Raw genomic sequence first — 13,349 nt, forward strand, 5'->3', positions numbered from 1 at the left:
AATCTGTCTGTGTTATCCATTCCCTCTATAACTTCTCCAAAGGAAACAAGATATGGTAAAATCCCCTTTACACAAAAAATCGGGATATATATGGAGGAACCCGGTCCTCACATATACACCCCGAAGCAATCATCCGGTTACAGAAGATTACTATTAATGTTCCATCAGTTTAACGCGTGTAATATCAAGCTGACCTGCATAGTCTACAATTACGTCTTTCACGTATGGCTTAACCAGTTGAATGTTCGTGTAGTAGTAGATCGGAAGGATAACCTGGTTGTCTTTAATCAGAATATCTTCCGCCTTCTTCATTGCAGCATTGCGTGCTTTGTTATCGTTGCTGGAGTATGCTTCTTTAACCAGCTTGTCATATTCAGCATTCTTGAAGCCAGTATCATTATTACCACTAGTTGAAGTGAACATGTCAATGAATGTCATCGGATCATCATAGTCCGCACCGAAGCCGGCACGTGCTACTTGGTAGTTCAGGTTGCGGCGGTTCTGCAGGAACACACCCCACTCCTGGTTCTGAACAGTTACTTCAGCGCCCAGGGTCTGTTTCCACATATCCACAATAGCCAAAGCCAGCTTCTTGTGGTTATCGTTCGTGTTATAGATCAGAGTAATCTTAGGAAGCTTGGTCAGGCCAGATTCTTTCAGACCTTCGGTAAGAAGCGTCTTAGCTTCATTAGCATCTTCCTTGCCATATACGGTATCCGGATTCTCTTCACGGTATGCTTTGTCTACGCCTTTGATGCCGGGAGGCACAAGACCGAAGGCAGGAAGCTGGTTAGCCAGAGTTACGTTGTCAATCAGCGCTTGACGGTTGATTGCTTTAGTGAACGCTTGACGGATTTTTACGTTATCAAAAGGTTTTGTTGTTGTATTGAACAGGTAGTAGTAAGTGGATGCAATCCCCTTAATCGTCAATTCATTCGGAACCTCGGATTTGAGGGAAGCGATCTGATCTGTAGGAATCTCGCCGATAGGCTGTCCTGCAAGATCAAGCTGACCGCTCTTATAGCTGCTCACTTCTGTAGCTGCTTGGTCTACGATTGAAGCCGTGATTTTATTCAAAGTAATGTTCTTCGCGTCCCAATACTTGTCACTCTTCTCCACTTCAAGAGCTTGTCCAGTTGTCCAAGTTGTTAGCTTGAAGGGTCCGTTGGAGATCAGCGTACTTGGATCGGCAGCCCATTTTGGATTGTTCTTCACAGATTGATGCACGGGGTAGTAGGTTGTGAATGAAGTAAGTCCCAGGAAATAAGGGGTTTCATTCTCAAGCGTTACCTTCAGTGTCTTATCATCAACCGCTTTCACGCCAACTTGACTGGCGTCAGTGATCTTCTTCTCATTGTAAGCTTGCGCATTCTTGATGTAATACAGTTGGTAAGCGTACGGAGGAGCTGGAACCGTTGCCGGGTCAAGCACACGCTTCCAAGCGAACTCGAAATCTTTTGCGGTTACAGGATCACCATTGCTCCATTTTGCATCTGAACGAAGGTGGAAGGTGTATTCCTTACCCTTTTGTTCCCATTTCTCAGCCACACCTGGAACGATGTTGCCGTCTTTATCCTTAAGCGTCAAGCCTTCGAACAATGTTCTAAGCACCGCGCTGGATACGTTATCCTGCGATTGAGCTGGATCTAACGTTGGCGGCTCGGAAGCCAGGTTGATATGGAACGTTTGATCTGCTGCGAGCTTGTCGCTTTGGGTCCCTGCATTGCCCTGGTTAGTTGAACCAGCATTACCATTATTCTGACCACAGGCGGCTAGAACGGTGCTGAGTGCAAGCAATAGTGTTACAAGAACCAATAATTTCTTTCTGTTCATCTAGCTGTCTCCCTTACAATGTTGGTATGTTGGTATGTGTGTACTCGATTATACAACCATTGGTCAAAAAATCACAATGGGAATTCCTGCCTCTCCCCTCTGATTTAAATAAAACAAAAAGCATATTCACTAAGAAATATGCTTATGTTTATTGGTTTTTTTCAATAACCGAGCAGGAAATCACATTTTTATGAAAGTTCTGTTTGAAATGTAATGATTGGTTTTCAATTACATCTTATGCGTTGTGATGCTAAATTAAGTATGTCTCTGTTACACCCCTAATATGTATGGAAAGAAACCAACAATTACAAAAATAATATAGGCAAACCCGGCTGCCAGAAACGCTAACCTCCACACCGCACGAACCAATCTTTTGACATCCACCTGCCCTTTCATCCGATTCTGGGCTCCTCCAATCAATCCTCCAAGGATCAGAAGCAGCAGCACAATCAAATAGAAACCGAACCCTGAGGCAAAGATTAATTTGAACAAGGCGGAGACGGATAAGATAAGAAAGACGGTGGTAACATCTACAGCCAGCAGTAAGGATTTCCTCCGATCCCTTCTCCCATTCCAGATATAATGAATCATATATACGAGCAGGAAAGGAACAATGGGCACAGCACTGAAAAAGATAAACGGAGCGAGCAGTATATTCACATCTTCCACCTCCACATAATTTGAACTTGCTCAATTTAAGTTATAGGCTCCTCGGCTTCGATCGTCATGGAAGCAACTAGCCGCCAGACCATCTCCAGAGCGGGTACCTCTATTTCTTTCTCACGAGCCATCCTCACCAGGTGGCCATTTATGCTGTTCACTTCCGTGACCTGACCAGCCAAAACATCCTTCAGCATGGAGGACATGTTATTCGCCGTAGAGCGGCATACCTGAGTGACTTGGTCCTGGATATCAGCATCATATGTAATTCCATAGTGATTATAAATTTGTAAAATCTCCTCAATCAGACTAGCCAGCAAGGCTCTCCGCTCTGTAGAAGCAAGCAATTCCCCATTATGGACTCTCCATATTGCAGTCAAAGGATTAATGGCTGCATTAATCAGAAGCTTGCGATAAATTTCCTTATCGATGTCATTCGACAATATGGAGGGAAATCCTGCCACGGACAGGCGTGAGGCTAAATTTTCAGCTTTTTCCCTCAACTGCTCTGCCCCGTCATGCATCCCCGTCAAACCTAATCTTGTCTGCCCTGACCCGGCACGGTAGATGGTATAATCCCCCTCTTTCCGGGCCCCCTCGGTAGTCAGTGCTGCTAGAACCTTTTGCCCTCCCAGCGCCTCACCAAGCCGTTCAATATGCCCCACCCCATTCTGGAAACATACTATATCTGTTCTAGGTCCAAGGAGTGTCCGCAGTTGCGAGTGTAGACAGTCATTCATATGCCGCTGCTTCGTTGTCACGAGAATCCAATCTGCATTGAACTTATAGCTGCACGCCTTGTCCATATTTCTGGCACTTTCCACTTCGAAAAGGTCAGCTGGTATGAGCTCTTCTTGTCCACCTTCCATAATGAGCCGGATTCCGTTCCTGCTCAGTTCCCGGGCCTGCTCGGAAGTACGAGTCCAGAAACGCACTTCCTCCCCTGCTGCAGACAGCGCAGCTCCGAACATCAAACCCAGCGCTCCTGCGCCTACAATCTCTATTCTCATCCCTATTCCCTCACTTTGAGCAAGTTTATCTACATTCTTTTATACCATAAAAAAACCCCCGACCTCACAGACCGGGGATTAGTTCTATTCTAAAAAGCACATTCACTATTCAATACGCTCCAAATTTCCATTTGCATCCATTTTAAACCGGGATTTCGATTCTTCATCTTCCTCATTGAGAAATGCAAGCCGGCGTGCCCGGTCCATAATCTGAATCAAAGCCTTATAATCATCATTGACTACCCGGTAGTCTGTCTGTACTTCATTTACTTGAAGTGACAATCTGCGATTCTCTTCTCTTAATGCTGCATTCTCCTCTTCCTTATCCCGGATCTTCTTCTCTAAAGATCTCATATGACGGCTGCTTTCTTGAACCGTGTTCTTCCACTGTCTTAAGAAGCGGATAACCGCGTCAATAGAAAGGGTCTCTTCAGTTACACCTTCACTCTTGTACAGCCCTTCTTCCAAATCTATGGATGTTAGAGATGCCATACTGCTCCCACCCATTAAAGGTGACTGTTTCTTTAAATAATTTCTTTTTTGGCGCTGCGCCTTGGCAATCTGAATAGCGGCTTCATATTTTTTACGGACACAGCTGTTCCATCTAAATCCGCAGGCGGCGGGGGTTCTTGCTATCTTCTCCCCAACCTCTTCAAACGCGGTTAGCTGTGTGCTGCCCTCACGAATATGGCGCAGCGTGACCTCAGCCAATATCAAGTCATCTTCAGCGCTCCATGCATCCTGTCTTACTGCTGTCATGCGATACAAACCCTCCTAACGACATCCTGATATAACCGTCTTCATAAACCGGATTTCCCGGCGGCCTGAATAAGGTAAAAAAGCTGCTTAATCCATTTCTATGCCTCTCGTAGAGTTCATAGAATCTATTTGATACTAAAATGTATTTCCAAAAATCTAGCTTGTCATACCTGATGACCCTAATAACACAAACTCTTAATTAATCATACTTCTCGTTTACACACTAATACATTCCGGGTATAATGTAGTTATTAAATTGAGGTCGCTTACATACATACGAGAGGGGGATAAATCATGGCACGCATGTTCCGGGTGCTTGGTTTCTTCACACTAGCCATCGGGCTAATGGCTTATGCCGGCAACTTGATCGAAATGGCCCTGCTGTTCTTCTTGCAAACTGCCTTTTTTGTTATTTTCGGGTATTTGAAATTTACAGAAAGAACATATATCTTGCTCTTCTGGGGATACATGATCGTCACATTTACCGGCTTTAGCTACTGGACGGTATTCAAAATGGGCTTGCCGCTTTAATCGGCTATGGTTCCAACCAACAAAAGGGTGACTCGGCAGCTGCCGGGTCATTTTTTTTTCGTTAAAAGACATCTATTATGATTCGGGTAAATATATAATCATATATACTTCACGAAGCTATTACATATGTAGGTTAATTAAGGAGAGGATTTTATTGCTACGCCGTTGTTTTTTAAGCTGCTGCCTGCTGATGGTCTGCACTGTCATTATTCTCTTCCCCTATCGTGCCTATGCAGAAGATCCTCTATCTGAAGAGACTCGAAAGCTTCTAGAGAAAAGCCTGTCTATTGTCGAGATTGACCGGGAAATCAAAAAGACGGAAGGTCTGAAAACGCAGGCTCAGTCCAAATTGGACATGCTCTCTGGGGAGCTGGAAGCCAAGCAGGCCCAAATCTCTGCCAGCCAATCTCAGACAGATGATCGAATTCGTGCATATTATATGGGTGAGAGAGAGGACTTACTCGGAGCGCTCCTATCTACCGAGAGCATCAGTGATTTCATTTCCGTACTCGATATCATTGATATGATTTTTGAGAGGGATCGCGATATTCTAAATGACTACCAGGAAGCCTATCGAAATCTTATGGATACCAGAGACAAGCAGAGCCAGCTGCTTGCTGAGCTCACTGAACTTAAGAACAACCTTCTGCTTCAGCGGGAGCGTGTAAGTGAGCTGCAGGCTAGTGTTAACAGCTCCCTGAAGGGAAGTTCTGATGCAGAGAAACTTAAAGCGCTTATGGAAGAGATGAATGCCTATTGGAACAATGTCGGACTATTTGAGGTTAGACGACACTTCAAAGCACTCGCGGAAGCCATGGTGGATCTGCCCGAATTCCTGAAGAACAATGGGAACAGCATCACCGCCTCCGGAACGAACTATACGATCTCGATCAAGCAGGAAGATTTGAATGCATTCCTTAGATCCGAGAATGAAATCTTTAATAATTTCGCCTTCACCTTCGAAGATGGCAGGATCATTGCCGAGGGGAAACGGGACTCCTTACAGCTAAGGGTTGAGGGGCACTATACAATTGAGAATGAGCCGCAGAACTCCATTCAATTCCATGTGGACAAACTAGTATTTAATGGACTCGTGCTGCCTGATACCACCTGCCGTGAGCTGGAGGAAGACTTCGACCTTGGATTCTACCCCAAATTAATCATCCCGTTAGTAGAAGCCAATGAAGTTACGCTGCAAAAAGGACTTCTCATTATAAAATTAAAGCTCGCCCTCTAAGGGCGAGCCAGTTGACCGAGATGCTCGAATGAGACCATAAATGATTTCAGGCTGCCTGTTCCGGTCAGATATGCCACAGCGTTAGAAGATAGCCGGTTAATGTAATCCGGCAATTTGACATCTACAGGGGCAGAACCGATACGGCCTTTCGACTGAATGGCCGAGATCCATGGCAGCAACTCCTTCAAATCAGGTTGATTGTATAAGGTTTTCATTGTTGGAAGCTTCCCCTCCTCACGGTAAGCGGAAGCCTGCTGCTTGGAGGAAGTAATCTCAGAAATCCAGGCGTTCGCTGTCTTCGCATTCCGGCTCTGGGCGGTTAAGCAGAAGCTTCTGCCCTTAAGCCAGAGTACATGTGCGTCATACTGGGATGAAGGCTTCTCCATCTCAATCGACGGACTGAGCTCCCCATTAAATGACGAGGCTTTAGTTACATAAAAGAGAATTTCTCCCCGCTCCAGCCGCTTCCGGGTCAGCTGTTCTTCCGTACTATCTCCATTAACTAGATAGAACTTTGATTTCATTTCCTGAATTTGCTGAAAAGCCGCCTTCATATCTGCCGTCAGTGTAAATCCGTTCCCCTTTCCATCACCGGGTGTTCCACCCATTCTCCACAGTAATGAAATGACTGCATAAGCATCACTTGGGTCTAGGGCAGCCAAATAGGGAATACGATTGTTCTTATTATAGCTGGCGAGCAGACCTGACCATTCCCCGGAGGTTTGGGGAAGCTGGGTGTAACCCAAGTCCTGCAGCCGTGCACGGTTATAGACAACGACATAGGGATCATAGTCCTTAGGAACGCCCCATACATAACCGTTCCACGTATTCTGACTAACTGAATTACTCAGCGAATCGGCTCCGGCCTGGCCCGAATAGTAGGCCTCTACGGGCAGCAGGAAGCCGGAAGAAGCGAACTCCCTGATCCAGGCATTGTCCATCAGTAGGACGTCAGGAGCTTCGCCCATATCTAGGCTATTCTTAAAAGTATGATAGGCATCCTTCTCAGCAATATTAGCAAGCTCTACTTGTACATGATGCTCTTCCATGAACGATTGATTGATGTGATTCAGCCATTCAAACTCTTCGGGTGTCATCGATACGGCAACCTTGATGTTACCGACCTCTTTCTCCGTCTTTTGCTTGGGCTGAGGAGTAATACTAATCCCCGTCTGCCGGTCTGGCTGGGGAATTGCTGCGTCTTCACCAGGAGACAAGCTGATCAAGGCCAACAGCAGGACGGCAAAAAGCACCCATTGGTTTTTCTGCTTCACAACCCGAACTCCCTCTCGTGCCTTATAGTAACCTTCATGAATATTGTAACAAATTCCCTGCGTCTTTGTCCCTATTAATTGGCAAACCGCTTCTTCTGGTATATATAAAACAGACCGCCGCTGAGCTAATCAGCGGCGGTCTTCATAACTAAAGCAGGTCAGCAGCAACCTGTGCCAACTTGGAACGTTCTCCCTTTTCGAGCGTAATATGACCACTTATACCTTCCTTCTGGAAGCGTTCGACCAAATAAGAAAGTCCATTGCTGACCGAATCCAGATAAGGATGATCAATTTGTTCAGGATCACCCATCAGGACAATTTTACTGCCCTCTCCCACCCGGGACACAATGGTCTTCACTTCATGGCGGGATAGATTCTGGGCTTCATCAATAATGATGAATTGTCCGGGAATGGATCTTCCCCGTATATAGGTGAGCGCCTCAACCTGAATGCTTCCGAGACCCATTAATATTTTATCAATATCGCCTGACTTCTTGGTATCAAAGAGATACTCCAGGTTATCATAGATCGGCTGCATCCAAGGCCGCAGCTTCTCTTCCTTCTCTCCCGGCAGGTATCCGATATCCTTACCCATAGGAACTACAGGACGGGCGATTAACAGCTTCTTGTACTTGTGGTCGTCTTCTGTCTTGAGGAGCCCTGCTGCTAATGCCAGCAGTGTCTTCCCGGTACCCGCTTTCCCTGTGATGGTCACCAGAGGAATGTCATCATTCAGCAGAAGCTCCAGGGCCATCCGCTGCTGGGCATTGCGTGCACTGATTCCCCAGACCGGTTCATTGCTCATATACAAAGGTTCAAGACGGGTTACATCTTCATTCACTTTAAGCAGTGCCGATTTACCGCTGCCCATTTCATCTTTGAGAATGACAAATTCATGCGGATACAGCGAGAAATTAAGTCCCAGCGGCTTAATCTGTAAGGATCGATAGGTATAGAACTCATCTATGATAGAAGGATGAACTTTAATATTTGAATAGCCTGAATAGAGATCACCAGGACCTGCCGTCCGGTCTGATAAATAATCTTGTGTAGTTAACCCCAGCACATCCGCTTTGATTCGCACCAGCACATCTTTACTTACCAGGACAACAGATCTCGGACTGGCGGTCTCCAGTTCCTCCAAATGGTAATTTAATGCTACCGCCAAAATGCGATTGTCATTCGTTACTTCGCCGAACATTTCTTGTACCTTGACGAAGCTTCTATGGTTAAGTTCAACCTTCAGCCTTCCACCGTGGTCAAGTTCAATTCCGTTGTGCAAATGTCCTTTCTCTCGAAGCCCATCAAGCAGCCGAGATACTACACGGGCATTTCTTCCGATTTCTTCCGGGTTACGTTTCTTGGAATCGATCTCCTCCAACACAACGGCAGGAATAACAACCTCATGTTCTTCAAAAGCAAAAATCGCATTGGGTTCATGCAGTAACACATTCGTATCCAGGACAAATATTTTCTTCATAGCTATCCCCTCCACCGCGGTCTTTGCAGCCTTTTCATTCACATACATATTTTTCTCCGGCCCGGGTAGCCTAACATTACAAACCGAATTACCCGAAAGGAAGGAACATTCATGCGAACATGGCTGTGTCTAATATTAACGGCATTACTGCTATCAAGCTGTGGAACTGCAGCTAATAAACATGCATCACCCTCTCCTCAGAGTCAAAAGGGAAGTAATCCGCGCATACTAAGCAATGATCAAACGGGAAGAGCACATATGAATCGGGCGGGACAGAACCAACAGGGCCAGTATAACCAAAATAATCTGCAGGGCCAACATACTCAAAATAATCAGCAGGGCCAAACAGGTCAGCAGTCTCTACAGGCACACCTCGAATCCATTGCCAAGCGGGTTCCAGGAGTTAAAAATGCATCCTGTGTCCTGATTGGGGATACCGCCGTTGTGGGGCTTGACGTCGATGGCAACCTGGATCGTTCCAGAGTAGGTACAATTAAATACTCTGCTGCAGAAGCACTCCGTAAGGACCCGCACGGGAAGAACGCGATAGTTACCGCAGATATCGATTTATCACACCGAATTTCAGATATCAGTCAGAGCGTGCGCCAAGGGCACCCTTTATCAGGATTCGGCAATGAACTTTCCGATATCATTGGACGCATTATTCCCCAAATGCCCAAGGATGTAAGACCACCTGTTAATAACGGACCGGGGCCGGCCAGCAAAGGCACTGGAGAACCAACCAAATTACAGAACCATAATAAAGCTGTTCATCCACAGAACAAGAGCCAGCAAGCACCGCCATCTACTTCAAGGTAGATTGTCCCAAAAGAACAGAAAAAGCCCGGTGAGGGTTCTCACTGGGCTTTTCTACATGGATGCACACTTGTCCGTCTGGCAAGTCTGCAGCACTAATATTAGATTCATTCATACATACTGTATTAGAAGTCGGCTGCGCATAACAAAGCACATAGCGCTCAGCTTGAAACGGAGCTTGCATACCCGTCATCTCATCGATTAGATTCAACAACACAGCTTCTCCCATTCGGCCAGACCCCCCGTACAGTTGAATCGGTCTTGAATGAATAACTTAGAATTTATATCTAAGGTTAATCATTCTACTAAGTAATGTACCAAGGAGTTCACTTGGTTCATTACTTATACTTATTTATATTATAACACGAGTCAAAACTTGCATTCAATTGGTAACTGCCTGTGTAACCTTGCCCGCCATTTCATCCTGAAGGGCCTTCTTGGCTTTGGTGAGCTCATCATCATTAATGTATACATAAGGGCTCTTCCACTCACCTGTTACCGGCATGAAATGTACATTCTCCTTGGATATGTTCCAGTATGTGGCAATCATATCCTTAAGCTGTTCGGACTCAAAGTCAGTATCCATATTCTTACCCACAGCTTCAATCACACCCGCGGCACCCACAACTCCATTGAAAGACTTGGCTTGATCAATTAGAGCATGCAGTACTTCATTCTGACGGCGGTTCCGGTCGAAGTCATCCGATCCCTTGGTCTTTGGCTTACAGTTAGACTTGCGGTAACGTACATAGTCCAGTGCATCCTTACCATCCAAGTGTGCCGGACCCTTCTTCAGATTGATATCGGTACCGTCTGCCTTATCCCGGTAGCACATGTTCATATCCACGTTCACGTCTACACCTTTAAGTGCATCAACGACATCGCGGAAGCCCTGGAAATTAAGAACGGTTACGTAATCAAGCTCTAGATCGAAGTAATCTCCCATCAGCTTCTTCATGGTGTCCCCAGCCTTGATCGGATCCTTCGTCTCAGCCAGGATGTTCGGGTAGAATGAGTTGATCTTCCCCGTTCCATATCCTTTGGCCTTGAAACGGGTATCCCGCGGCAGAGAGACAATCGTTGCGGACTTAGTGTCCGGATTAAATGCGATCACCATCATGACGTCAGTCAAATGGGTTCCCGTCTCCGGACGGTAATCCGTTCCCATAAGCAGAACCGATAATGGTTTCACCTTGGCCGATTTCTCAGCCGGAACTGACTTCGAGGTGCCTGTTGTGTCAATAACCTGATTGACCTTCCAGTACAAATAGCCGAAATATCCACCAACGATAAGCACTGCGAGAATGATTAGCGTAAGGAGGAACTTCAGAAAAGCCCTGCCCTTACGCACCTTCTTCTTGCCGCCTTGAGGGCGACCTGATTTCTTTCTTTGGCCTCCCTCTCGGGGAGGAAGACCACTGGTTCTAGGATTCATGAATCTTTACACCTTTTTCCTATCAGTTATAGTCTTCCCGCTTTTTCAGCAGGTGGGACCTTGTTCTGTTTCTTCTTCTGGCGCGCTTCTACAAAGTAACGGATCCGCACCATAAGCATTAAGCCGACGGCGACCAGCAGGCACTGGATGATCGGAAGCTTGTCGATCTGAAAGATCAGCAGCAGGAATGAGCCGATCGCCATTAATACGTACAGTATAGCTTCTTTCCAGAGCGGCAGCTTCTGCTGCGCACGGAACACCTTATTATACACATAGGCCACCAGTACAAAGATAATCACATAGGAAATGTACGGGTGATGTGACAACCAGTCCTGCATGGAACGCCCTCCTCACTAAGCCAAACGGCTGGGTATTACAAGCTTGCTTGCGCGTTTTTGCGGTGTTTTTCCGCACGTTCACGTTCACTCTTATTCAAGATTTTCTTACGAATCCGGATTGATTTCGGAGTGATTTCACAATATTCATCATCATTAAGATATTCCAAAGCCTGCTCCAGTGACATGAGGCGCGGAGTCTTCATCTTAACAGTCTCTTCTTTATTCGCAGAACGAATGTTGTTAACGGCTTTTTCCTTACAGATGTTAACGACAATATCGTTATCACGTGTATGTTCACCGACGATCATACCTTCGTAAATTTCTGCACCAGGCTCAACGAAAAGAATACCGCGATCCTCAATAGACAGAATTCCGTAAAGTGTGGATACGCCGTTCTCACTCGATACGAGAACGCCTTCGTGACGACCGCCTACTTGGCCGCCATGAAGCGGTCCATAGCTGTCAAATGCATGGTTCATAATTCCATAGCCGCGAGTCAGCGTAAGGAAATGTGTACGATATCCAATCAGACCACGAGCCGGGATTAGGAACTCAAGGCGGACTTGTCCGCTGCCGTTATTGATCATATTGACCATTTCGGCTTTGCGTGAACCCAGGCTCTCCATTACTGCGCCCATGCTCTCCTCAGGCACATCAATCATCAGGCGTTCGATCGGCTCCATCTTAGTACCATCGATCTCCCTAACGATAACTTCCGGCTTGGATACTTGAAGCTCATATCCTTCACGGCGCATATTCTCGATAAGGATACCCAGGTGAAGCTCACCACGTCCAGATACGATAAATGCATCCGGGCTGTCTGTTTCATCTACGCGCAAAGATACGTCTGTCTCAAGTTCCTTCATGAGACGTTCACGAATTTTACGGGAGGTAACCCATTTACCTTCACGACCGGCAAAAGGACTGTTGTTAACCAAGAATGTCATTTGCAGGGTTGGCTCATCGATCTTAAGAACGGGAAGAGCTTCCGGATTGTTCGGATCTGCAATGGTCTCACCAATGTTAATATCCTTGATACCTGCAATCGCTACAATATCACCCGCACCCGCTTCTTCAGTCTCAACGCGGCGCAGACCTTGGAAACCGAACAGCTTCTCGATGCGAGCAGATTTCTTACTTCCATCACGAGTCATGACTGCTACCTGTTGACCTGCACGGATAATTCCGCGGTTCACACGGCCAATCGCGATACGTCCCAGATATTCGTTATAATCCATCAAAGTAACCAGGAATTGAAGAGGTTGCTCAACGTTCTCGGTTGGTGACGGAATGTGTTCAATAATAGTCTCGTACAGGGCAAGCATGTTATCATCCTGCTTCTCGGCATCCAAACTTGATGTACCATTCAATGCAGAAGCGTACACTACAGGGAACTCGAGCTGATCATCATTGGCTCCAAGCTCAATGAACAAGTCAAGAACTTCATCAATAACTTCAGCCGGACGTGCAGCTGGGCGGTCAATCTTGTTCACGACAACGATTGGAGTCAGGTTTGACTCAAGGGCTTTGCGCAATACGAATTTGGTCTGTGGCATACAGCCTTCATAAGCGTCAACGACGAGCAGAACGCCGTCAACCATTTTCATAATCCGTTCAACCTCACCACCGAAATCGGCGTGACCCGGAGTATCCACAATGTTAATCAGATAATCCTTGTAAGTGATGGCCGTATTCTTCGCCAAAATGGTAATTCCACGTTCTCTCTCCAAATCGTTGGAATCCATGGCGCGCTCTTGCACGGATTCATGCTCCCGGAAAATACCGGATTGTTGAAGCAGCTTGTCGACTAGCGTAGTTTTGCCGTGGTCGACGTGGGCAATAATTGCGATATTACGAATCTGATCTCTAGAATGCATGGTTGTTCTCCATATCCCTTCTGGTTCTATTTAATGTTCTTTCTCCTGTGGAAAAAGTTAATCATCACAAAAGAAGCGCCGGATCTATTAAGGCCGACG

13 protein-coding genes are annotated in these 13,349 nt (G+C 46.2%); 3 read left to right on the plus strand and 10 right to left on the minus strand.

What is annotated here, in order from left to right:
• Positions 1-153: 153 nt before the first annotated feature.
• From EJP77_RS05300 to EJP77_RS05315, 4 genes are all read right to left on the minus strand, one after another.
• Positions 154-1,833: a peptide ABC transporter substrate-binding protein gene (locus EJP77_RS05300; protein ID WP_127198085.1), complete on the minus strand. Its 1,680-nt coding sequence runs from the start codon at positions 1,831-1,833 to the stop codon at positions 154-156.
• Positions 1,834-2,103: 270 nt separating this feature from the next.
• Complete coding sequence (locus EJP77_RS05305) at positions 2,104-2,493, minus strand: DUF3397 domain-containing protein (RefSeq protein ID WP_127198086.1); 390 nt, start codon at positions 2,491-2,493, stop codon at positions 2,104-2,106.
• Between the two features lie 35 nt (positions 2,494-2,528).
• The gene (locus tag EJP77_RS05310) at positions 2,529-3,503 is read right to left on the minus strand and encodes a ketopantoate reductase family protein (RefSeq protein ID WP_127198087.1); all 975 of its coding nucleotides are present in this window, start codon (positions 3,501-3,503) and stop codon (positions 2,529-2,531) included.
• A 105-nt stretch (positions 3,504-3,608) separates the two neighbouring features.
• A complete protein-coding gene (locus EJP77_RS05315; RefSeq protein ID WP_127198088.1) occupies positions 3,609-4,262 on the minus strand; it encodes an RsfA family transcriptional regulator in 654 nt (217 codons plus the stop codon).
• A gap of 294 nt (positions 4,263-4,556) precedes the next feature.
• Here EJP77_RS05315 and EJP77_RS05320 point away from each other — a divergent pair, with 294 nt between their 5' ends.
• Entirely contained in the window at positions 4,557-4,793 is a 237-nt protein-coding gene (locus EJP77_RS05320; protein WP_068616319.1) for a DUF2626 family protein, read from the plus strand.
• A gap of 154 nt (positions 4,794-4,947) precedes the next feature.
• Positions 4,948-6,030 (plus strand): coiled-coil domain-containing protein, encoded by a 1,083-nt coding sequence (locus tag EJP77_RS05325; protein ID WP_127198089.1) that lies wholly within the window; start codon positions 4,948-4,950, stop codon positions 6,028-6,030.
• On the opposite strand, the gene EJP77_RS05330 is transcribed toward EJP77_RS05325, so the two are convergent.
• The gene (locus EJP77_RS05330; RefSeq protein ID WP_127198090.1) at positions 6,027-7,304 is read right to left on the minus strand and encodes an extracellular solute-binding protein; all 1,278 of its coding nucleotides are present in this window, start codon (positions 7,302-7,304) and stop codon (positions 6,027-6,029) included. The two genes, EJP77_RS05325 and EJP77_RS05330, sit on opposite strands and share 4 nt — an antisense overlap.
• A gap of 148 nt (positions 7,305-7,452) precedes the next feature.
• On the minus strand, positions 7,453-8,784 hold the full coding sequence (locus tag EJP77_RS05335; protein ID WP_127198091.1) for a PhoH family protein: 1,332 nt from the start codon (positions 8,782-8,784) through the stop codon (positions 7,453-7,455).
• Positions 8,785-8,895: 111 nt separating this feature from the next.
• Between EJP77_RS05335 and EJP77_RS05340 the strand changes: the two genes are divergently transcribed.
• A complete protein-coding gene (locus tag EJP77_RS05340) occupies positions 8,896-9,603 on the plus strand; it encodes a YhcN/YlaJ family sporulation lipoprotein (RefSeq protein WP_127198092.1) in 708 nt (235 codons plus the stop codon).
• On the opposite strand, the gene EJP77_RS05345 is transcribed toward EJP77_RS05340, so the two are convergent.
• The 4 genes from EJP77_RS05345 to typA all read right to left on the minus strand — a co-directional run bounded on the left by EJP77_RS05345 (position 9,590) and on the right by typA (position 13,250).
• Positions 9,590-9,829, minus strand: a complete 240-nt coding sequence (locus tag EJP77_RS05345; protein WP_127198093.1) for a hypothetical protein — start codon at positions 9,827-9,829, stop codon at positions 9,590-9,592. The two genes, EJP77_RS05340 and EJP77_RS05345, sit on opposite strands and share 14 nt — an antisense overlap.
• Before the next feature lie 153 nt (positions 9,830-9,982).
• A complete protein-coding gene (locus EJP77_RS05350; protein ID WP_127198094.1) occupies positions 9,983-11,035 on the minus strand; it encodes an LCP family protein in 1,053 nt (350 codons plus the stop codon).
• Between the two features lie 26 nt (positions 11,036-11,061).
• The gene (locus EJP77_RS05355) at positions 11,062-11,373 is read right to left on the minus strand and encodes a YlaH-like family protein (RefSeq protein WP_127198095.1); all 312 of its coding nucleotides are present in this window, start codon (positions 11,371-11,373) and stop codon (positions 11,062-11,064) included.
• A 35-nt stretch (positions 11,374-11,408) separates the two neighbouring features.
• The gene (gene typA, locus EJP77_RS05360) at positions 11,409-13,250 is read right to left on the minus strand and encodes a translational GTPase TypA (RefSeq protein ID WP_127198096.1); all 1,842 of its coding nucleotides are present in this window, start codon (positions 13,248-13,250) and stop codon (positions 11,409-11,411) included.
• Between the last annotated feature and the right edge of the window lie 99 nt (positions 13,251-13,349).

Origin of the sequence: Paenibacillus zeisoli, from assembly GCF_003994465.1 — a bacterium.
Classification (GTDB): Bacteria; Bacillota; Bacilli; order Paenibacillales; family Paenibacillaceae; genus Fontibacillus; species Fontibacillus zeisoli.